Origin of the sequence: Polymorphospora sp. NPDC050346 (assembly GCF_040655695.1) — a bacterium.
In the GTDB taxonomy this organism is placed as follows: Bacteria; Actinomycetota; Actinomycetes; order Mycobacteriales; family Micromonosporaceae; genus Polymorphospora; species Polymorphospora lycopeni.
Genome location: NZ_JBFAKM010000020.1, coordinates 1 through 20605 on the forward strand (window position 1 = coordinate 1; position 20605 = coordinate 20605).

Annotated in this window: 18 protein-coding genes; 5 read left to right on the plus strand and 13 right to left on the minus strand. The window is 72.6% G+C overall.

What is annotated here, in order from left to right; all coding sequences use genetic code 11:
• The 4 genes from AB0I42_RS20760 to AB0I42_RS20775 all read right to left on the minus strand — a co-directional run.
• Window positions 1-656 (minus strand): CHAP domain-containing protein (locus tag AB0I42_RS20760; RefSeq protein ID WP_357539181.1); only part of this gene is annotated, 656 nt, incomplete at its 3' end.
• 90 nt (window positions 657-746) lie between these two features.
• A complete protein-coding gene (locus AB0I42_RS20765; RefSeq protein ID WP_357539182.1) occupies window positions 747-1439 on the minus strand; it encodes a response regulator transcription factor in 693 nt (230 codons plus the stop codon).
• Window positions 1397-2530, minus strand: a complete 1134-nt coding sequence (locus AB0I42_RS20770; protein WP_357539183.1) for a hypothetical protein — start codon at window positions 2528-2530, stop codon at window positions 1397-1399. The genes AB0I42_RS20765 and AB0I42_RS20770 overlap by 43 nt, the downstream gene beginning before the upstream one ends.
• On the minus strand, window positions 2523-3734 hold the full coding sequence (locus tag AB0I42_RS20775) for an ATP-binding protein (RefSeq protein WP_357539184.1): 1212 nt from the start codon (window positions 3732-3734) through the stop codon (window positions 2523-2525). The genes AB0I42_RS20770 and AB0I42_RS20775 overlap by 8 nt, the downstream gene beginning before the upstream one ends.
• Window positions 3735-3859: 125 nt before the next feature.
• Here AB0I42_RS20775 and AB0I42_RS20780 point away from each other — a divergent pair, with 125 nt between their 5' ends.
• Window positions 3860-6454 carry a tetratricopeptide repeat protein gene (locus AB0I42_RS20780; protein ID WP_357539185.1) on the plus strand — a complete coding sequence of 865 codons (2595 nt, stop codon included), beginning with the start codon at window positions 3860-3862 and terminating at the stop codon, window positions 6452-6454.
• An 11-nt stretch (window positions 6455-6465) separates the two neighbouring features.
• On the opposite strand, the gene AB0I42_RS20785 is transcribed toward AB0I42_RS20780, so the two are convergent.
• The 6 genes from AB0I42_RS20785 to AB0I42_RS20810 all read right to left on the minus strand — a co-directional run bounded on the left by AB0I42_RS20785 (window position 6466) and on the right by AB0I42_RS20810 (window position 13278).
• Window positions 6466-7338, minus strand: coding sequence for an amidohydrolase family protein (locus tag AB0I42_RS20785; RefSeq protein WP_357539186.1), 873 nt, complete (start codon window positions 7336-7338; stop codon window positions 6466-6468).
• A 63-nt stretch (window positions 7339-7401) separates the two neighbouring features.
• Entirely contained in the window at window positions 7402-8583 is a 1182-nt protein-coding gene (locus tag AB0I42_RS20790; protein WP_357539187.1) for an anhydro-N-acetylmuramic acid kinase, read from the minus strand.
• Between the two features lie 147 nt (window positions 8584-8730).
• The gene (locus AB0I42_RS20795) at window positions 8731-9975 is read right to left on the minus strand and encodes a hypothetical protein (RefSeq protein WP_357539188.1); all 1245 of its coding nucleotides are present in this window, start codon (window positions 9973-9975) and stop codon (window positions 8731-8733) included.
• 363 nt (window positions 9976-10338) lie between these two features.
• Window positions 10339-11052 (minus strand): hypothetical protein, encoded by a 714-nt coding sequence (locus tag AB0I42_RS20800; RefSeq protein ID WP_357539189.1) that lies wholly within the window; start codon window positions 11050-11052, stop codon window positions 10339-10341.
• Window positions 11049-11792: an iron-containing redox enzyme family protein gene (locus tag AB0I42_RS20805; protein ID WP_357539190.1), complete on the minus strand. Its 744-nt coding sequence runs from the start codon at window positions 11790-11792 to the stop codon at window positions 11049-11051. Before AB0I42_RS20805 ends, AB0I42_RS20800 begins: the two co-directional genes overlap by 4 nt.
• A 292-nt stretch (window positions 11793-12084) precedes the next feature.
• Window positions 12085-13278, minus strand: coding sequence for an FAD-dependent oxidoreductase (locus tag AB0I42_RS20810; RefSeq protein ID WP_357539191.1), 1194 nt, complete (start codon window positions 13276-13278; stop codon window positions 12085-12087).
• 114 nt (window positions 13279-13392) lie between these two features.
• Here AB0I42_RS20810 and AB0I42_RS20815 point away from each other — a divergent pair, with 114 nt between their 5' ends.
• A complete protein-coding gene (locus tag AB0I42_RS20815; RefSeq protein ID WP_357539192.1) occupies window positions 13393-13995 on the plus strand; it encodes a TetR/AcrR family transcriptional regulator in 603 nt (200 codons plus the stop codon).
• 13 nt (window positions 13996-14008) lie between these two features.
• On the opposite strand, the gene AB0I42_RS20820 is transcribed toward AB0I42_RS20815, so the two are convergent.
• A complete protein-coding gene (locus AB0I42_RS20820) occupies window positions 14009-15412 on the minus strand; it encodes a PLP-dependent aminotransferase family protein (protein ID WP_357539193.1) in 1404 nt (467 codons plus the stop codon).
• Between AB0I42_RS20820 and AB0I42_RS20825 the strand changes: the two genes are divergently transcribed.
• The 3 genes from AB0I42_RS20825 to AB0I42_RS20835 all read left to right on the plus strand — a co-directional run bounded on the left by AB0I42_RS20825 (window position 15411) and on the right by AB0I42_RS20835 (window position 19186).
• Entirely contained in the window at window positions 15411-16364 is a 954-nt protein-coding gene (locus AB0I42_RS20825) for a DMT family transporter (RefSeq protein WP_357539194.1), read from the plus strand. The genes AB0I42_RS20820 and AB0I42_RS20825 overlap by 2 nt on opposite strands.
• A gap of 568 nt (window positions 16365-16932) precedes the next feature.
• The gene (locus AB0I42_RS20830) at window positions 16933-18501 is read left to right on the plus strand and encodes a polysaccharide lyase family 1 protein (RefSeq protein ID WP_357539195.1); all 1569 of its coding nucleotides are present in this window, start codon (window positions 16933-16935) and stop codon (window positions 18499-18501) included.
• A 196-nt stretch (window positions 18502-18697) separates the two neighbouring features.
• Window positions 18698-19186: a GNAT family N-acetyltransferase gene (locus AB0I42_RS20835; protein WP_357539196.1), complete on the plus strand. Its 489-nt coding sequence runs from the start codon at window positions 18698-18700 to the stop codon at window positions 19184-19186.
• 22 nt (window positions 19187-19208) lie between these two features.
• Here AB0I42_RS20835 and AB0I42_RS20840 read toward each other — a convergent pair whose 3' ends face one another.
• Together AB0I42_RS20840 and AB0I42_RS20845 are read right to left on the minus strand one after the other, a co-directional pair.
• Window positions 19209-19334, minus strand: a complete 126-nt coding sequence (locus AB0I42_RS20840) for a hypothetical protein (RefSeq protein WP_357539197.1) — start codon at window positions 19332-19334, stop codon at window positions 19209-19211.
• Between the two features lie 142 nt (window positions 19335-19476).
• Window positions 19477-20529 carry a hypothetical protein gene (locus AB0I42_RS20845; protein ID WP_357539198.1) on the minus strand — a complete coding sequence of 351 codons (1053 nt, stop codon included), beginning with the start codon at window positions 20527-20529 and terminating at the stop codon, window positions 19477-19479.
• Window positions 20530-20605: the final 76 nt, after the last annotated feature.

Genomic DNA, 20605 nt, shown 5'->3' on the forward strand with positions numbered 1-20605 from the left:
GCCGTACCGAACGTCCCCGCCGAACGACCCGGATACATCCACATCACATCGTCCGCATCCACCGCGACCAGATCCTCGAACCGGTCACCATTCACGCTCTCCGCCGGCCGATCCGGCGCCGGTGCCGGCGGGTTGCCGAAGTAGATGTAGCGGAAGCTGGACGCGGGGACCGTCCGGGTGCCGTACCCGCTCGGGGTCGCCCAGTTGTACTCCTCGATCAGCACCGTGCCGTTCGAGTTGACCCGGGCCACCCAGGCGACGTGGCCGAACGAGCCGGCGTCGGTCTGCGCGACCGCACCGGCCCGTGGCGTGCCGCTGACCGTCAGGCCGGCCCGTCGGGCGGCGTCGTCCCAGGTGTTGGCGTTACTGAAGTGCTGCCCCTTGTAGCGGTTGGTGAAATCGATGCCGAGGCGGTCGTTGAGCCGCCACGCCACGAACGAGGTGCACTGTCCCTTGTAGTAGTTCCACGGGTCGACGCCGCTGCTCTGCCCCCGGTAGGGGTAGTCGTCGACGACCGGGCCGGCATCGGCGGCGGCCGGGCGCGCGGTGACGGCCACGTCCACGGCACCGGTGGTGAACATGCTGAGCGTGAGCGCCGCGGCGAGCGCGACCACGATGGGTCGTAGCCCGGGCAGCCGTCTGGCTGTGCGTGTCAAGGTCGTACCTCCTGTGAGCGCGGGCGGGTTTGCCCAGCGCCGACGGTATGGAAGACCGGGCACACGCTGTGTCAGGTGAACACCCCACAGTCACGACACGGGGTCTGGTGCCGCGCCGAGTTCGTCGAGCGTGATCAGGCCGTCGTGGAGGGCGCGGGTGACGAGGTCGCTCTTGGTACGGGCGGCCCGGCCGACGTTGGCGTACTTGATCCGTACCCGCTCGATGTGGGTGTCGACGGTCTTGACGCTGATCCTCAGCCGCGCGGCGACGAGTTCCTTGGAGGAGGCGGCGAACCAGGCCCGCAGCACCTCCGCCTCCCGATGGGAGATCCGGGGGCGGCCCGGGTCGTCGTCACCGGCCAGCGCCCCGCCGAGCGACGGCGCGGTGTACGGCCGGCCGGCGGCGGCCGCGCGGATCGCCGGCACCAGGTGCTCCGGCCCCTCGGTCTTGGTCAGGTATGCGAGCGCGCCCAGGTTGACACACTTCAGCACGGTCGGGCTGTCCGAGTGCTGGGAGTAGACGACGACCCGGCGGCCATGGTCGGCGAGCCGGCGCAGCTCGCCGAAGGCGGGGTTCTTCGGCACCAGTTCCAGGTCGAAGATCACCACATCGGCGCCGGCGCCCGGCCCGGTCCACACGTTGGCCATCCGGGCCCGTGCGTCGATCAGTTCGATCGTCGGTCGCGCCTGCTCGCACCAGTAACGTACGCCGGCGGCGATCGCGGCATGGTCGTCGACGATCACCGCGGTGATGCGTCCGCCTGCCAGCGCACTTCCACCCATAGCTGCTCCTCGCTGCGAAACGTGTCGAGTCGTACCTGCGGTGTCACCGGCCGGGGCAGGTCCACCGGCCCGCAGTCGGCGAGTACGTTCACACAGACCAGGTCGGGTCCGCCGACCACGGTGACCCGGGCCCAGGAGGCGGCCGTGGCGAGGACCGTGAGCGGGGCCTCGGTGAGGTCGCGGCGGACCGGCGGCGGCAGGTCGGGCCACTGTCCCCGGGTGTCCAACTCCACCAGTACGCCCTTGCGGTCCGCGATGTCGGCACAGTGCCGCAGTTCGTGCAGCAGCCGGTTCGGCACGACGTCCACCTCGGCGAACAACCGCCGCATCCGGGCCGCCTCGATGGCACAGTCGTGCTGGACCCCCCGGTCGGTCGGGTCGAGCCGCCCGGTGGCCAGCCCCTCCAGCAGCGGGACCATGCTCAGGTCCAGGTCCGCGAAACGCTGCCGCCGCCGCTGGTGGGACTCGACCGCGGCGGCCTCCACCACGGCGACCTGTTCGGTCTGCCACTTCGCGGCGGCCGCCGACCGCGCGATCCCCCGGAACGCCGCGGCCGTCACCGCCATGCACAGCGGGTAGCCGATGACGCCGATCGACCCGGTCGCGAACCGGAGCACCGTGGCCCGGTCGGCGGCCGTGTTCAGCACCATGCTCGTCAACGCGATGCCCCAGTGCAGGGCGAGGAAGGCGAGAGGAACCGGCAGCGGCCGCCCGACCAGCGGCGCGAGGCCGACCCAGTTGGCCTGGCCGAAGATCCAGTCCCCGGCGGTGGCGGCGTGCCCGTACGGCAGCGCGGCGTACGACAGCACCGAGGCGGTGACCACCGTGCCGATGGCCGCCCACTGCCACCTGACCGGGGCGAGCCGGCCACGGAACACCAGCACCGCCTCGACGCACAGCACGGCGGCAAGCATCGCGAACGCGCCGGCCTGCGCCCACGCCGGCTCGTAGCGCTCCCAGTCCCGCAGCATGTTCGGCAGGCTCAGCAGCAGCAGGCCACCGGTCCCGGCGGCCAGGATCCCGATCCGCAGCCGGGCCATCAGCTGGGCCCGCGTCGTGCGTTCGATGACAGCCCGGTGCTGGTCACTCACCACGCCACTCCAGCGACACCGTGGTGCCCGCACCGATCCGGGAGGTGATCCGTACGGTGCCGCCGACCGCGGCGACCCTGCCCCGTACGCAGTCGCGCAGCCCGCGCCTGGTCGGCGCCACCCGGCCCGGCTCGAACCCCCGGCCATCGTCGACCACGTCCACCCGCAGCCGGCTGCCGTCCCCGCTCACCAGCACCCGCATCTCACCGGCGGCGGCGTGCCGCACGACGTTGTTCATCGCCTCCCGGGCCGCGTCGGCCACCGCCCGCCCGACCCGGCCGGGCACCGGCAGGACCGGCGGGGCGGAGAAGTGGACCGGCAGCCGGTTGACCGCCGCCACCTCCGCCCGCAGGAGCTCGACCAGGTCGGACCGCGACGGTGTCTGCCGGCCGTACGCGCGCAGCATCTCCAGGTCCCGCCGCGCCCGCGGTCGCAGCCAGTCGTCGTGCGCCCGGACCTGACCACCTCCCACCATCATCAGGGTGGACGCCGCCGTGTCGTGCAGTGCGTTGACGAGGTCGCGTTCGTCGGCCCGGACGGCGGTGGCGACCCGCTGCGCCTTACGGCCCGCCTCCGCCTCCAGCGCCAGCCGGTCCGCGCTCCCGGCCCCGCGTACGACCAGCGTCCACGCCGTCCGGGACAGCGTCGCGATGGCCAGCACCCAGATCGCCGCGTTCACCACGTCCGCCGCCGGCCCGGTCAGCAGCACGACGGCGAGCAGCGTTCCGGCCGCCCCCGCGGTCGCCACCACGCCGTGGACCAGCGGGGTGTGCCACTGGTACGCCACACACGCGAAACTCACCAGCAGCCGGATCCAGCCGACGTTGCCCTCCGCCGCCGCATCGGTCCAGAGGATGCTGAGGCACGCCGCCACCACCACCGCGACGTCGACCGCCGTCGCCCACAGTCCCGAACGGCGCAGCAGCCACCAGACGTAGACCGCGCTCCACACCGTCACGCCGCCGACCACGACGGCGGTCGGCACCAGGTGCTCACCGGTCGCCCGGACCAGCCCGAGTACGGCGACCGGGCCGAGAACCGCCAGCCGTACACCGGCGGCGAAGCGCCGCCCGAACCGGGACAGGAACACGACCGACTCGCCGCCCTCGACGGGCGCACCGCTCACCGCACCCGGCCCCTTCTTCTCGACCGGTCGCCTGCGGCGTTCCGGTGGACGGTCGTCGACCGGAACCCGTCGGACCATGCCGGGCACGATGGCAGCCCGTCCGCTGCCGGTCGAGAACTTCGATCAAACTCGACCAACGACGTGCCGCCGGACTTCCCCGAGGTCGCTGTCGCGGCTCCAGCGGGATCGCCGACAATGGCGGGGTGGCGGTCCAGAAAGCCAATCAGGCTCAGCCGGTCCCCGATCCCCCGCCCGGCCCCGCCGGTGCGCGTACCCTCGACGAGCTGGTCCGCCGGCTGCGCCGGCTGCACGCCTGGTCGGGCCTGTCCTACCGGGAGCTGCACCGCCGGGTGGTCCGATCCCGCCGCCGGCGGGGCGTGCCGGAGCTGCCGGCCTACAACACCGTCTACCGATCACTGCAGCCCGGCCGGAGCCGGCTCGACGTGGAGCTGGTCGAGGAGATCGCGGCGGTGCTGCGTGACCAGGTCGGCGACGCCGCGGCGGCCGGCGAGTGGCGGCAGGCATACCGGGCGATCACCGGCGGGGACGGCGACGCGGTCGTGGTACCCGCGCTCGAGACGCTCCCGGCCGACCTCGCCGAGTTCAGCGGACGCGACGACGAACTCGACAGGCTGCGTGACCCCGGTCCCGGAATCGTGGTGATCGAGGGCATGGCCGGAGTGGGCAAGACCGCCCTCGCCGTCCATGCCGCGCACCGGCTGCTCCGGTCCGGCCGGTACGGCGACCCGCAACTGGTCGTGGACCTGCGCGGCTTCGATCCCGAGCTGCCGCCGGCCGACCCGGCGGCGGTGCTGGACACCTTCCTGCGCCGGCTCGGGGTGCCCGGCGACCGGATCCACGGCCTCGATCTGGCCGGCCGGACGGCGGAGTTCCGGCGGATGCTGACGGACCGGCCGGCGCTGGTGGTGCTCGACAACGCCGCCAGCGCCGAACAGGTCCGGCCGCTGCTGCCCGACCGCCCGGCCGGCCTCACCCTGGTCACCAGCCGGGCCGAACTGACCGGCCTGCGGGTCACCCACCGGGTACGGCTGGACGTCTTCACCGCCGACGAGGCGCTGGCGTTCCTGCGCCGGGCGGCCGGCCCCGACCGGATCGACGCCGCGCCGGACACCGCCGCCCGCATCGCCGAGCAGCTCGGCCACCTGCCGCTCGCGCTCGGCCTGCTGGCGGGCCGGATCCGCGTCGACCCGGAGTGGACCCTCGAAGACCACCTGGAGCGGCTGGTCGAGCAACGCCGGACGCTCCGCCTGGACCGTGGCGTGGACGTCGCGCTGGCGCTGTCCTATCAGGGGCTGCCGGCCGAGCAGCAGCGGCTGCTCCGGCTCGTCGCGCTGCATCCCGGACGCGATCTCGACCAGTACGCCGCGGCGGCGCTCGCCGACACCGACGTGACCACCGCGACCCGCCGGCTCGACGCGCTGGTCACGGCCACCGTGCTGCGTCGACCGGCGGCCGGCCGGTACGAGCTTCACGACCTGGTCCGGATCTACGCCGGGCAGCGGGCCCGCGACGGGGACCCGGCCAGTGCCCGGCGGGCCGCGCTGACCAGGCTGCTCGGCCACTACCGCTACGCGGCGGCGCGGGCCATGGACCGGTACGCGCCGCACGAGGGGCACCGGCGGCCGGCGGTACCGGACCCGGGCGTGCCGATACCCGCGTTCGCCGACCGGTCGGCCGCCGGCGACTGGCTGGACCGGACCCGCACCAACCTGCTCGCGGCGGCGCGGTACGCGGTGGAGCAGCCGAACGGCCACGACGTACCCGAGTTCCCCAGTGACCTGTCCGGGCTGCTCTTCCGCTACCTGGATATCGGCGCGCACCACCAGGACGCCGGGATCGTCCACCTGCTCGCGAGCCGGAGCGAGGACCCGGTCCGGCGGGCCCGGGCGCTGAGCGACCTCGGTGTCACCAGCTTCCGGCTCGGCCGCTACGACGACGCCGTGGACCACCTCCGGCAGGCCCTGAGCGGGGCCCGGGCCACCGGCGACGAACGGGTCGAGGGGCGGACCCTCGGACACCTCGGCAACATCCTGCTGTGGCTGGGCCGCTACGAGGAGGCGCTGGAGTGCCACGAGCAGGCGGTCGCGGTCAGCCGGACACTCGGCGACCGGCCCGCCGAGAGCGCGAACCTGAGCGGCCTCGGCAACGTCTGCTGGCGGCTGGGCCGCTACGAGGAGGCGATCGGCTACTACCGGCAGGATCTCGACATCGCCCGCGAACTCGGCGACCGCCCTGGCGAGGGACTCACGCTGGGAAATCTGGGGGCGACCTTCGAACGGATCGGGCGGTTCGAGGAGGCGATCGACCACCACCGGCAGGCGCTCGCCATCGCCGACGAGGCCGGCGACCGGATCACCGCGGGCCGGACGCTGGGCAACCTCGGTTCCACCTATCACGCCCTGGGCAACGACACCGAGGCGCTCACGCACTACCGCGACGCGCTGGCGATCGCCCGTGACCTCGACGACCAGCACGGTGAGACCGAGATGCTCAACGGTGTCGGCAACAGCCTGTGCGCGCTGGGGCGCCCGGCCGAGGCGACCGCACACCACGAGCGGGCGCTCACGCTGGCCACCGGTCTCGGCGAGCCGTTCGAGCGGGCGCGCGCCCACGACGGAATCGCCCGGGCCCGGGCCGCGCTCGGCGAGCCCGCCGCCGCCCGTACCCACTGGAGGGTGGCGCTCGACGGCTATGCCGCGCTGGGCACCCCGGAGGCGGCAGAGGTCGCGGCCCGGCTGCGGGAACTCGACCCGGGTCCCGCCGGCCCGGACCGCTGACGCTCCTCTGGTCAGCTCCCGATGCGGTAGACGCGGCGGGCGGTGCCGCCGAACACCGCGGACCGCTCGGACTCCGGGCGGCCGGCCAGGGCGGCGGTCACGACGCCGAGCCAGTCCGGATAGGTGACGGCGAGGGTCGACACCGGCCAGTCGCCGCCGAACATGCAGCGGTCGGCGCCGAACACGGCCAGCGCGTGTGCCAGGTAGGGCACGAGGTCGGCGGTGGTGTGCCCGGGTGCGGCCTCGGTGGCCAGGCCGGACAGCTTGCACACCACGTTGGGTGCCGCCGCCAGCCGGGCCAGGTCGGCCCGCCACGGATCGGGTCGGGCGGCGGCGACCGGGGGCTTGCCCAGGTGGTCCAGCACGATCGTGACGTCGGGCGCCCGTCGGGCCAGGGTGGTGACCTCGGCCAGCTGGTGGTGGCGTACGCACAGGTCGAAGGTGAGGCCGTACCGGGCAAGGGTGCGGACACCGGCGACGAAGGCGTCGGTGGTGGCGAAGCCGGCGGGCTCGTCCTGCACGTTGCGGCGTACGCCGCGGACCAGGGGGCGTCCGGCCAGTTCGGCGAGGCGCGGTGCCGCGCCGGCACCGTGTTCGAGTGGCGCGTGCGCGACGACGGCCCGCAACACCGGCCAGTCGGCGGCCAGTTCCTCGACCCAGTCGACCTCGCGGGCGGCGTCGCCGTCGGCACGCCCGGCCTCGACGAAGACCGCGGCGGCCAGTTCGTGCCCGCCCGTGTCGAGGTCCCGCGGCCGGTAGGGGCGGTGCAGCGCCGGTACGGCGGCCAGCCACGGGTAGTCCATCCGCGCCGGGTCCCAGAAGTGCACGTGTGAGTCGACGACCTGCACGGCGGCCTCCACGGTCTCGTCGTCCTCCGACCGCACGCGGTCACCACCATCCTCGGCGTCCGGGGCCGGCCGCGCCAGGCGCCCGTCCCGCCACCGGGGTCAGGCCCCGATCCGCAGCCGCCGCGGCGGTGGGCCGGGCCGGACCGGTCGGCCCGGCGGCGGCCCCGGCGTCCACGAGCCGAGTACGGCGGTGGCACCGGCCCCGGTGACCGACGGCAGCGCGCCCGGCAGCCCGTGCGCGGACAGCCAGCCCAGCAGCGCGAACGCGTACGCCTCCTTCGCCTGGGCCGGTATCCCCCAGTCGTCGGTGGTGCGCAGCACCCGGTGGCCGGCCCCGAGGTCGCGCAGCCGGCGCATGAGCACCGGGTTGCGGACCCCGCCGCCGGCCGCCAGCACCTCGACGACGCCGTGCCGGTCGCATTCGGCGGCGACCGTACGCGCGGTCAGCTCGGTGAGGGTGGCGATGACGTCGTCGGGCCGGACCGGGTGGCCGTGGGCCGCCAGGCGGTCGTCGAGGTAGCCGGCGTGGAAGAGTTCCTTGCCGGTCGACTTGGGCGCCGGCCGGCTCAGGTAGGGCTCGGCGAGCAGCAGCGCGAGCAATTCCGGGTCGACGGTGCCGGCCGCCGCGAATCGGCCGTCGTGGTCGTACGGCGCCGCGTGGTAGCGGAGGGTGGCGGCGTCGATGAGCGCGTTGGCCGGCCCGACGTCGTACCCGATCACCGGCCGGTCCGGTGCGACGACGGTGAGGTTGGCGATGCCGCCGAGGTTGAGTGCCGCCCGGGGGCCGGCCGGGGCCGGCCGGTCCGGGTCGGGTGCCAGCAGCAGCGCGTCGAAGGCCGGGACCAGCGGGGCGCCCTGCCCGCCGGCGGCGATGTCGGCGCCGCGCAGGTCGGACAGGACCGCAAGCCCGGTCCGGGCCGCGACCCAGGCGGGTGCGCCGAGTTGCAGGGTCCCCATCGCCCGGCCGTCGGCGATCCAGTGGAAGACAGTCTGTCCGGGTGAGACGACCAGGTCGGCGGCGCCACCGGCCAGTTCGACGCCGGTGGCCGCGGCCCGGGCGAAGACCTGGCCGAGCCTGGTGTCGAGTCGGCAGACCGCCTCGATGGTGGTCGGCCGGGGTGGCAGGACGGCGGCGATCTCCGTGCGCAGCGCGTCGTCGAACGGCTGGCTGACCGTGCCGAGTGGCTCCATCCACAGTGTGTCGCCGGCGCGGCGGAACCGTGCGGCGGCGACGTCGACGGCGTCGTACGAGGTTCCCGACATCAACCCGACGATCAGCATCCGGTCACCGTAGCCGTCGCCCGGCCGGTGGGCCGGGCGGGCGCCGCGCCGCCGCCGGATCCCGGTCGGCGCGGCACCGGACCCGGACGCGCGGCACCGGGCCTGTCGGTCGGCGGGACCGACAGGCCCGGTGCGTCGGTGCGACGGTCAGCTCGTGACGATCGAGGCGCCGTAGCTTCCCAGCGAGACGTTGATCGGGATGTAGTACACGTAGTTGTAGCCCGGCGAGAAGAGGGTGCCGGGGCAGTTGGCGGCCGGAACGGGGTTGGAGCCGGCGGTGATGGTGCCCAGGGCGTCGGCCTTGCCGTCGGCGCGGTAGGCGATCACCGGGCCGCCGCTGTCACCGGGAGCGACCGCGCACAGGCCGGCGGTCTGGCGAGCCTGGACCAGCGGTCCGACGGAGCCGCACGGGATGCCGCCGATGGACAGGTAGAGGTTGACCGCGGTGATCTGGACGTTGTTGTGCTCGCCGCTGGTGGAGCCGCTGGTGACGACCCAGTTGCCGACGAAGCTGCCGGCGGTGCCGCCGATGGCGACGCTGGTGGACGAGTTGTTCGGGCCGGTGAAGACCCGGCCCCAGGAGCCGGTGTTGATGATCTCGATGTCCTGGCAGGCGATCTTGCTGTGGATGGTGCCCATCGGGACGTTGGCGCCGGTGGTCACGGTCTGGCCGTTCTCGCCACAGTGTCCGGCGGTGAGCATCTGCTGGGAGCCGCCCACGTGGATCGCGAAGCCGGTGCTGCACCCGCCGCCCGGCGACCAGAACCGGCCGCCGCCGTAGTAGTTCGGGGTGTCGGCCTGCCGGCTGAAGGTGGCGACGGGCTTTCCACCGGCCACGATGGTGACCGGTACGGCGGAGTTGCGGACGGCCGGAGCCGCGCTGACCTGAGCGCTGTTGCCCTCGACGGTGAGCTGGATGCCGCTTCCGTCGACCGCCGGGGTGACGTTGACGACGTTGGGTACGGCGGCGAGGCCGCGGGCCGCGGAAGCCAGTTCGGCCTCGGAGAACCGGGCCGGGATGAGCTTGACGGGCACGTTGCGGTTCAGGTCGGTGACCAGTGAACGCACGCTGGCGCCGGCGTCGCCCTTCCAGTAGACCCGCACCTCGCGGTTCTCCGGAGCGGCGACGATCCCGGCGAAGCCGGCGTTCTTGGCCGCTGCCACCTTCTCGGCGGCGGCGTTGAGCTTGGTCTGGACGGCGATCAGCTCCGACCAGTCGGCGAAGCCACCCGGTACGGCGCCGACCGGCCCCGCGCCGGGCGTGACCGGCTTGGCGTTCGGCGCCGCCGACGCCGGGCTGGTGAGCGACGCGGCGACGAGTACGGCGACGCCTGCCGTGACAAGCGCGCGATGCAGAATCGCGCGCCTGTTCGCGGACCGTGATCCGATCATCTGTGCGACCTCCTACTGCGGAATCGCGGCGGTCGATTGGCCGCCGCGATTCCGTAGTGTTCCGGCCGAGATGCGGCAAGTCACTATCAGTAAAGATTCTTTCGCACACGTCCGCAGTCGTCATTCGAAACAATTGCATTGATCTCAGTTAATGGATATATACAGGTCAACTTCGTTGCGAACATCATTCACATCCCGCCCGCGAATATCATTTCGAAGCGACGCGGACGGTTTCATGAGTGATTCATCAACTCGAACCCGATCGACGCCGCGGACACTTTCCCGACACCGGACCGCCCACCACGATCAGGCCCCGGGCCGGACGGCGGCACCGTCCGGCCCGTCGCCCGCCGCCGGGATCGGTCATTGCCCGGCGGCCGAGCCGATGCACCCGTGGAGTTGGTCGATGAGGTCCGCGTACTCCTCGCCGGGACCGTCGACAGGATGGACGATGGCGCAGACGTGGTCCTGGTAGTGCGTGGAGTAGTGCTCGGTTCCCGCGCAGACGCGGTAGCCGAAGCGCTGGTGGAAACGGTGTTGCCCGTCGTCCATGCCACAGATGGCGACGATGCCGGCCGCGCCGAGTGCCCGGGCGGTGGCGATGGCGCCGGCGTTCAGCACGGCTCCGAGGCCCAGGCCACGGGCCCACTCGGCGACCACGAGCCGGCTGGGCTCGTAGACACCGTCCTCGGACATCCGATGGAGGTCCAGAAGGGCGGCGAGCCGGTCGGGACCGAGCAGGTCCCGGGTCTGGAACTGGCTGTTCAGGGCGGGTGGAACCAGGCGGATGTAGCCGCTGGGTGGCGCGGTCGGCGTGGCGTGGGCCGTGATGTGGTAGGCACCGAAGTCCAGCAACTGGGCGTCGACGTACTGACCCGCCGGGTTGCGGAACTCCGGCCGGCGGCCGCCGGCGTAGAGGATTTCCGCGCGGAAGGCGCGCAGCTCCTGCAGCAGCCTCGTGTTGTTGCACGCGGCCAGCGGTAGCTGGCGGATGCGCAGGTGCCAGCCCCGTTGCTCGACGACCACGTCCCACAACGGGCCGGCGACGGGGGCGGACGTGCGGACCGGTGCGCTCATGCGGAGACCGGGACCTTGCCCAGGTCCTCCTGCGCCAGCCGCAGGCACTCCGCCATGAAGGCCCCGTAGCAGGCCAGCGCGGTCCGGCCGGCCTCGATCATGGTGGGCAGCGCCTCCGGCGACTCGGCCAGCACGCCCTGCAACTGCCGGCGGTTGAACGCGGTGTGGCCGGCGTCCAGCTCGACGTGTTCGGCGAGGAAGCTGTAGAAGCTCTGGTCTCCGCCGAAGACACGCTCGCAGTTGCGCAGGATGTGCGGGGCCATGGTGACCGACAACTGCTCGATCTCGTACTCGATGGCGAGCTGCCCCTGCGGGTTCGGTCCGGCGATCACCCGCTCGTGCAGCTCGATGTACGGAACGGTGCTGGCCAGGGCGGGCTCGGCGAGCAGCGCCTCGACGTCGACCGTGCCGGGCGCGTCCGCGTTGAGCCGGGCGGCGATCGCGCGCGCGTCGGCGACCATCATCTGGTCGTGGCCCGCCTCGGCGCGGGCGTGCGCCTTCAGCGCCTTGCCCAGGGCCTCGTTGCCGAGCTGCGCGCACCGCTCCCCCGCACCGGCGATCCAGGACTCGACGGGGGCGGTCATCGCGACCCCGTGCACGCTGTAGCGCAGCATCCAGCGGACGAGCAGGCGCTCGTCGCACGACGGCGACATCAGCAGGTTCACCGCCTCGTCGGCGGCGAACGCCGCCCGGTGGCCGGCAAGCTCCGCCTCGTACCGCTCGAAGGTCTCAGCACTCACTGGGTATCCCCTTTTTGTGTAAGCCCTCGTGGGTGAAGGGCTTTTCCGGAACATTCCTGCGGGTTTCCGCACCGGGTTCCACGGGCCCGGATCATTCTCCGGGCACCGCGGACCTGCCCTCAAACAATGATCATTACGCCGGCCGTACGCATCGGTAGCCGCTACTCATCAGCATATGACAGCGCGTAACTCCCGTCGATGTTCAGCCCCGGGCGCCCGTCCGGAAACTTGCCGGACATATAGCCGTGTTAGCGGCGGAGAAATCGTCAGGCGTTGGGCGGTTAGCGGGCGACTATTGGTTCGCCCGCTGGATACGGCGCTGGACCAAACCGCGAATACCGGGAAGAAGGATGGCCCGAATCGTCAGATCGCGGGCCCAGACGTGTGCCTTGCTGGGCGGGGCATACTGCGCCATTCCCCTGCGGGCCAGCGCCTGCCGCCGCTGGACCTCGGGGCGCAGCAGCGCCTCCCAGCGGGCCAGCGCCGCCGGGATGTCGCCGCCGTGCTCGCGCAGGGCGGTGCCGAGTTGGTCGGCGCCGGCGAGCGCCAGGGCCGCTCCGGCACCCGCGAAAAGGGTCACGCACCAGGCGGCGTCGCCGAGCAGGACGACCCGGCCGTGGCTCCACCTGTCCATCACGATCTGGCTGACCGAGTCGAAGTAGGCGCGGGTCGGCTCGGCCTCGAACTGGGCGAGGGCGTCGGGCACTCCCCCGCCGAGATCCGCGAAGGCCGCGGTGAGGGCCCGCACCGGCCCGCTCGCCAGTTCGGCCGGCGGATCGGGGCTGCGGTAGGCGAAGAACGCCGACGACCGTCCCGGCCCCAGGTTGACCACCGCCGCGGTCCGCCCCGGACCGATGAAGGTCGTGCCGCTCCCGACCGCGACATCGCCCGGGACCCGCTGGAGCGGGAACGCGGCCACCAGGTGCCCGAAGTCCACCCGGAAATCCGTCTCGGCGCCGAACACGATCTCGCGGACGCCGGAGTGCAGGCCGTCGGCGGCGACGAGCAGGTCGGCACGCTCCGGTGTGCCGTCGCTCAGCGTGGCCCGGACCTCGCCGGGGTCCTGGGCGACCGCCCGCACGGTGGTGCCGAAACGGATCTCGGCGATGTCACGCACCGCCTCGTACAGCACGGATTCCAGGTCGCCACGGAAGACCGAGACCGCCCGCGGGCCGAGCGCCGCCTGCGCGATCGAGGTCGGAATCCTGAACTTCTCCCGGCCGTCGGCCTTGACCAGGATCGAGGTGAACAGCCCGAGGTCCTTGTCGGCCAGCGCGGGCAGCAGCCCCAGCCGCTCCGCCGCGGTGTAGCCCGGTCCGAGCAGGTTCACCAGGTAACCGCCACCGCGGCGGTGCGGGGCGCGCTCGATCACGAGCACGTCGGCTCCCGACCGGGCGAGCCGGAGCGCGGTGGCCAGACCGGCGATGCCGGCTCCCACGACGATCACCCGCTTCCCGCGTACGCCGCTGTCCGCGTCACCCGTCACTGCCACTCCTCACTCCCGACCAATATGAGCGGATGCTCAAAGTCAGTATGAGCATCCGCTCATACTTGGCGCAAGGCGATCGGCGGGCGCCGTGGAACGCATAGGGTGGACGCCATGCCCAGAGGTGTCGCCATCCCGCAGATCAGGCAGCACCTGTTCGCCGCCGTCGAGCGGGTGATCGTCCGCGACGGGCCCGGCCGGCTCAACGGCCGGGCCATCACCGGCGAGGCCGCCGTCGCGACCGGACTGCTGTACGCCCACTTCGCCGACCTCGACGACTTCCTGGCCGGATACGCCGTCGACCGGACCTTCTCGGTCTCCGCCCACGCGGCGGCGCTGCCCGAACGGGCCGGCACGGGCGACATCGCCGCGAACCTGTGCGACGCCGCCCTCGCAACCCCGCCGGCGACCCTCACGGCACTGACCAGGCTTCTCGTCGCACGACCGGACCTCATCGCGCGTGTCCACGCGGTGCTCGGGGACGACACGAGCGGCATCGACGCCATCGAGGGCGCGGTGACCACATACCTGACCGAGGAGCAACGGCTCGGGCGCCTCGCCGCGGCCGTTCAGCCCGCCCCGCTCGCGCTGGCGGTGGTCGGCGTACTCCACCGCCTCGCGCTCACCGCCGACACCGGGTCGGACCTGCCCGCGTCGGTCCGGCAGGCGGTCACCGCGCTCGTCGGCAACTTCACCACCGCCGTACCGCGCCGGTAGGCGGCGGCGACGGCTAGGGTGCCGCTCCCGCGTGGACGGCCCGGGCGAGGCGACGTACGGCCTCGTCCATCAGGTCGGGTGGCGCCGCGGCGTAGGTGAGGCGAAGATGCGGGGCCGGGGGTTCGGCCGCATACCAGGGGCGGCCGGGGAAGACGACGACGCCCTCGCCGGCCGCGGCGGCGGCCAGTGCGATGTCGTCGGTACCGTCGGGCAGGCGGACCCACAGGTGCAGTCCGCCGCGCGGGACCGGCTGGCCGGCGAGTTCCGGCAGGTGACGGTCCAGCGCGGCCAGCAGCGCGTCGCGGCGGTCGCGCAGCGCGGTGCGCAGGGTCTTCCGGTGCCGGGTCCAGGCGGGCGCGGTGACGAAGTCGAGCGTGGCCTGCTGCAGCGGGCCGGCGACGTAGAGGTCGTCGAGCAGCCGGGCCGCCCGCAGCCGGGCGCCGGCCGGGCCACGGGCGCCGATCGCGGCGACCCGCAGCCCCGGAGCCGCCGACTTGGTCAGCGAGCGCAGGTAGACGACGTGCCCGTCCGGGTCGTCGGCGGCCAGTGGCGGCGGGGCCGGCCCGTCGATGGTCAGGTCGCGGGCGTAGTCGTCCTCGATCAGGAACGCCTCGGCGTCGCGGACGGCCCGCGCCACCTGGTCCCGGCGGTGACCCGCCAGCGTCGCGCCGTGCGGGTTGGCGTGCAACGGCTGGCAGTAGAACAGCCGGGCGCCGGTACGGGCGAACGCGGCCGCGAGCTGGTCGGGCCGTACGCCGTCGGCGTCGGCGGGCACGGGGACGATCCGCAGTCCGGCCGCCCGGCCGGCGGCCAGCGCGCCCAGGTAGGTCGGGGACTCGACGAGCAGGGTGTCGCCGGGCCCGGCGAGCGCGCGCAGCGCCGTCGACAGGGCGGCCTGCCCGCCGGGGCAGATCACCATGTCGTCGGCGCGCAGCCCGGCGCCGACCTCCCGGGCGAACCAGGCACGCAGATCCGCCCGTCCCTCGGTCGGTCCACGCTGCCACGACGCGGGCTGCCGGGCGGCCCGGGCGAGGGCGGCGCCGAGCGCGGCGGCCGGCTGGAGATCGGCGTCCGGGTAACCGCCGGACAGCGGGATCGCCCCGGCGGATGGTAACGCCAGTAACGCCTGCATCTCCTCCTCGCCGGGCCGGCGGGGGCCGAGCGCGACGGTCTGCCAGGACAGGTCGGGAGCGGGTCGCCGGTGCGGCGGGGCGGCCACGAAGGTGCCTCTGCCGGACCGTGTCTCGACCAGTCCTTCCGCCACCACCTGCCGGATCGCTCCGGCGACGGTGACCGGCGAGGCCCGGTGCCGGGCGGTCAGCTCGCGCACCGACGGCAGCCGGGTGCCGGGCTCGGCGGCGGCCACGAGGGCACGCAGATCTTGGATAACGCGATCGGCGGCGTTACCGTTATTCATGAATGAACAGAGTAGCGCTACCGACCGGACGACGGTAACGGCACACCGGGCGGCCGGCCTCTCCCTCGGCGCGCTGGGCGTGCTCGCGTTCAGCCTGTCGCTGCCCGCCACCCGCGTCGCCGTGCAGCAACTCGACCCGTGGTTCGTCGCCTTCGGCCGGGCCGTCGGCGCGGCGCTGCTGGCCTTCGCGTACCTGCGTCTCACCGGTGCGCCACGGCCCACCCGCGACCAGTGGCGGCGGCTGTCGGTCGTCGCCGTCGGCGTTGTCGCCGGCTTCCCGCTGTTCACCTCGCTGGCGCTGACCACCCAGCCGTCCGCGCGTGGCGCGGTCGTCATCGCCGTACTGCCGGCGGCGACCGCCGTGTTCGCGGTGCTGCGGGCCGGCGAGCGACCACCGGTGCTGTTCTGGGTCGCGAGCACCGGCGGCCTGGTGGCGGTGCTCGCCTTCCTGACCACCGGCGGGGCCGTCCACGGCGCACTGTCCGCCGCCGACCTGTTCCTGCTCACCGCGGTCGTCCTATGTGGACTCGGGTACGCCGAGGGCGGAGCGCTCGCCCGCGAACTCGGTGGCGCCCGCACGATCTGTTGGGCGCTGCTGCTCGCACTGCCGGTCACCGTTCCCGTCACCGCCGTCGCCGCGATCGCCGCTCCCCCGCGCGCCGACGTCGTGACCTGGTCGGCGTTCGGTTACCTCACCGTGGTCTCCATGTTCCTCGGCTTCTTCGCCTGGTACGCCGGCCTGGCCCGGGGCGGCATCGCGTACGTCGGCCAGGTCCAGCTGGCCCAGCCGGTGCTCACCCTGATCTGGTCGGCGCTGCTGCTCGCGGAGGCCGTCACGCCGGCCTCGATCGTGGCGGCGCTGGTGGTGCTGACCTGCGTCGTGTTGATCCAGCGCACCCGCGGTTCGGCACGTCCCGACCGGGACGGACTGCAAAAAACCTGCAAACAGTAACTATTGCATTCATGGAAACCGCTTTCCTACGATTGCGTTTCATTGATGTTTCATTGTGGAGCCGGGCGAGGGCATATCGGGCGATGCCACCAGCGGCGCGGGCAGTACGGCGGTGTCCGCTCCGCCATCACAGCATGGGAGATTCTGATGAGACGCAAACCGTTCCCGGCGGACCCCGCCGACGCGGTCGGCGCGGACCTCGGCCCGCCGTCGCCCGGGGTGGCCGCCACATCGACCCCGCACGGGGCTGACCGGCTGTCGGGATCCGCACCACCGCGATCGACACCCGCAACGTCCCGGTAGCGGCGACCGCCGTCGCCGCCGGCACCCCCCGATTCACTCCACCCCGACGGTGATCGCCGCGCGGGTGGCACTCCGTGCCCGCAACCGCGAGCCGACCGTGTATGGCGACACGGGCGGCGAGGCGGCGAACCCGGCACGGTGCCCGCGACGCGACGTCGACCCGATTCATCGACAGGAACACCGGGGTCCGGGGCGACCGCTACGCCCCGCCGACCTGACCGGCCCCTACCAGCGAACGAGCATTCGAAGACAAAGGAGAGGCGAGATGAGACGACCAGTCGCACTGCGACTCCTGGCGGCGCTGTCCACGGCGGCCGTCGGAGGCGCGATCGTCGTCGCCCTGCCGTCGCCGCAGGCGTCGGCGGCGACGGGCACCGTCACCGGCTACGCGACCCAGAACGGCGGGACCACCGGCGGGCGGGGCGGACAGACGGTACGGGCCACCACGGGAACCGCGATCCACGCCGCCCTGTGCAACCGGGCCAGCAGCAGCACCCCGATCATCATCCAGGTCGAGGGGACCATCAACCACGGCAACACCACCAAGGTGTCCGGCTCGAGCTGCAACACCGCCGCCGGCGTGATCGAGCTCAAGCAGATCAGCAACGTCTCGATCATCGGGGTCGGTGGCGGAGCCGTCTTCGACCAGATCGGCATCCACATCCGCGAGGCCAGCAACATCGTCATCCAGAACGTGACCGTCCGGAACGTCAAGAAGTCGGGTTCCCCCACGTCCAACGGCGGCGACGCCATCGGCATGGAGAGCGACGTCCGCAACGTCTGGGTCGACCACGTCACCCTGGAGGCCTCGGGCGGCGAGTCGGAGGGCTTCGACGGCCTCTTCGACATGAAGGACAACGTCCAGTACGTGACGCTGTCCTACAGCATCCTGCGCAACTCCGGCCGGGGTGGCCTGATCGGGTCCAGTGAGAGCGACCGCTCGAACGGCTACGTCACCTACCACAACAACCTGTACGAGAACATCGACTCCCGTACGCCCCTGCTGCGGGGCGGCATCTCCCACATCTACAACAACCACTACGTGGGCATCCACGAGTCCGGCATCAACTCCCGGGCCGGTGGCCGCGCCAAGGTGGAGAACAACTACTTCAAGAACGCCAAGGACGTGCTCGGCACCTTCTACACCAGCGAGCGCGGCTACTGGCAGGTCGCCGGCAACATCTTCGACAACGTGACCTGGTCCAGCCAGGGCAGCGACAACTACCCGGCCGGCCCCAACCCGCAGTCCAACACCACCGTCAGCATCCCGTACTCCTACCGCCTCGACGGGGCGAACTGCGTGCCGGACATCGTCCGCCAGACGGCCGGCGCCAACAAGGGCATGCGGGTGTCGGACGGCAACTGCACGCCGACCAACCCGACCCCGGGTCCGACCAACCCCACGCCGGGGCCGACGACCCCGACCCCCGGTCCCACCACCCCCACGCCCGGACCGACCCAGCCCGGCGGAACCAACCTCAGCCTCGGCGCCGGCGCCGACGGCTCCAGCAAGGGCAGCGGGACGAGCTACGGCAACGTGATCGACGGCAACATGAGCAGCTACTGGTCGCCGTCCGGCTCGACCGGTGACATCTCGGTGAAGTGGGGTTCCGCCACCCGGGTCGGCAGGATCTCGATCCGCGAGGCGTCCGGCGCCGTGGGCGCCATCGGAAACTGGCAGGTCATCAACCACGACACCGGTGCCGTCCTGGCCTCCGGCAGCCGGGCGGGCGTCGTCAGCTTCACCCCGACCTCGCTGAAGAAGATCACCTTCCGGATCACCAGCGCGAGCGGTACGCCGCGGGTCGCCGAGTTCGAGACCTACGCCGGGTAGCACCCACCGGGTTTCGACCCGGTGACCACCGGCCACGGCTGACCGCCCACCACGGGGGCGGGGGCGTCGGAGACGACGCCCCCGCCCCCGTCGCCGTGGCCCGGTGCGGCCACGGGCGCCCCCGGCCCCGCCGGGTCTCGTAACCTGCTTCCTGGACAACCTCGTCGATGGGAGGGCAGGAACCGTCGTGCCACAGGTGAGCGCAGCCACGCCAGCGGACGTCCCGGCCCTCGCCACCCTGATGGAGGAGATGGGCCGCTTCTACGGCGACACGGTGTTCGAGCCGCTGGCGCGACGGATCGCGCAGATCGAGCAGGCTCTCTTCGGCCCCCGCGCCGTCGCCGACGTGCTGCTGGTCAGGAATACCGACGAGCCGGTGGGATTCGCGTCCTACACCTTCCTGTGGCCCGCGGTCGGCGTCACGAGATCCCTCTACCTCAAGGAGCTCTACATCGGCCGGAGCCACCGCGGCCACGGGCTGGGAACTCTCCTGATGAGCCACGTCGCCGCCGTCGCCGTGCGGCACGACTGCAGCCGGATGGAGTGGGCGACCGGCCTGGAGAACAGGGACGCGCAGGAGTTCTACCGCTCGCTCTCGGCGACGGTGCACGCCGGCAAGGTCTCCTACCGGCTCGGCCCGGCGGAGATCTCCACCCTGAGCGGTCCGGCCCGACGGGCCACCTGACGGTCCGCCGGGCCAGCTGCGCTCAGTTGGACCAGGTGTATCCCGCCAGGTTCCAGGCTTCCTGCGCCCGCGTGAACCCGAGGACGGCGGCCACCCCGACGGCGACCAGGAGAACAGCGGTGGTCCTGACCATGGTTCGTGCCCCCATGACGATCTCCTATGGACAGCGATGCGATTCCATGTCGGCACTCATCTTCATCGACGCCGGACGCTGCGCGCAACGGCCGTAAGGGCGACCCCGGCGGCCGGCCGCCACGGGGACCGGGCGGGTCCCCGTGGCGGGTCGTCGTTCACAGCATGGACATGTGGACGTGGTCGGTGTGGTCCGAGGCTCCGACGTACGGTTGCCAGCCGGTCGCCGGCATCCAGATCTGCTTGTACCAGATGACGTAGTAGATGCCGAGCTGGTCGGCGTTGCGGACCAGGAAGGCGGCCAGGTTGTTGCCGTAGAGCCGCTGGTCGGTGGTGCGGGCGGGACTGAATCCGCGGGACTGGAGCGACCAGTCGCAGGCGCGTCCCTTCGGATGCTCCCAGCGGTCGCCGGTGCGGAAACAGCCGACGAACCGGTTGAAGCCGGCCCGCTTGACCTCGTTGTACGCGTGCAGGGTGCGGCGGGTCAGGCAGCCGGAGGTCGTCGGGTCCTTCTGGTTGCAGGCCTCGGACGGCCAGTTCCCGTTGCCACCGTTCGGGGCCGGGCGGGCCACCGGCGAGTCGGCCACGACAAGTCCGCCGGCGGTCAGGCCCGAGCCGCCGAGCAGTGCGAGTTCCTTCTCGGCGTCGCGTTTCTGCTTGCCCATGAGGGCGTGCTGCCGCTGCTGCTGGGCGACCTCGGCGTCGATGGCCTGCTTGGCCTGCTCGGCGCGGGACCTGGCGGCGTTGAGGTCGCGGACCTTCCTCGCGTTCACCATGTTCAGTTCTTCGAGCATGATCATTCGGGACAGGAAGGAGTCCGGTGTGGCGCTGTTGAGCATGACGGCCGCCGCCTGCAGGCGCCCGTCCCGGTAGGACTGGGCACCCATGACCTGGACCTGACCGCTCAGACCTTCCAGGTCGTGTTCGGCCTTGTTCAGCTCGAGGGTGAGATGCAGCTGCCGGGCGCGGGATTCCTCGAGTGCCGCCTTGGCCTTCACGAACTCCCGGTTGGTGGATTCGAGTACGTCCCGAAGCAGCGGCGGCCCGTCGGTTCCGTGCCCGGACGGCGGCGGCTCGGGGGGAACCGCGAGGGCGGGCGTGCCCAGGGTGACGACCGCGAGCCCGGCGGCGACCGCCCGGACCAGCGCCCGTACCGGCCAGCGCGGCCGGACCGGCCGTAGCCGTTCGGGTGGGTGCTTGGAAGTGTTCATCGTGGTCTCCAGAAGGACTTCCGGCCGGGCCGGCGGGGCGGGCGCGTGGGGGGCGCGCCGGTGCGACTCCTCTTGT

Coding starts and splice junctions, on each gene's coding strand:
- AB0I42_RS20765 (WP_357539182.1), bottom strand. CDS start 1,439: ATGGGTGGAAGTGCGCTGGCAGGCGGACGCATCACCGCGGTGATCGTC.
- AB0I42_RS20775 (WP_357539184.1), bottom strand. CDS start 3,734: ATGGTCCGACGGGTTCCGGTCGACGACCGTCCACCGGAACGCCGCAGG.
- AB0I42_RS20790 (WP_357539187.1), bottom strand. CDS start 8,583: ATGCTGATCGTCGGGTTGATGTCGGGAACCTCGTACGACGCCGTCGAC.
- AB0I42_RS20795 (WP_357539188.1), bottom strand. CDS start 9,975: ATGATCGGATCACGGTCCGCGAACAGGCGCGCGATTCTGCATCGCGCG.
- AB0I42_RS20800 (WP_357539189.1), bottom strand. CDS start 11,052: ATGAGCGCACCGGTCCGCACGTCCGCCCCCGTCGCCGGCCCGTTGTGG.
- AB0I42_RS20815 (WP_357539192.1), top strand. CDS start 13,393: ATGCCCAGAGGTGTCGCCATCCCGCAGATCAGGCAGCACCTGTTCGCC.
- AB0I42_RS20825 (WP_357539194.1), top strand. CDS start 15,411: ATGAATGAACAGAGTAGCGCTACCGACCGGACGACGGTAACGGCACAC.
- AB0I42_RS20820 (WP_357539193.1), bottom strand. CDS start 15,412: ATGAATAACGGTAACGCCGCCGATCGCGTTATCCAAGATCTGCGTGCC.
- AB0I42_RS20830 (WP_357539195.1), top strand. CDS start 16,933: ATGAGACGACCAGTCGCACTGCGACTCCTGGCGGCGCTGTCCACGGCG.
- AB0I42_RS20840 (WP_357539197.1), bottom strand. CDS start 19,334: ATGGGGGCACGAACCATGGTCAGGACCACCGCTGTTCTCCTGGTCGCC.
- AB0I42_RS20845 (WP_357539198.1), bottom strand. CDS start 20,529: ATGAACACTTCCAAGCACCCACCCGAACGGCTACGGCCGGTCCGGCCG.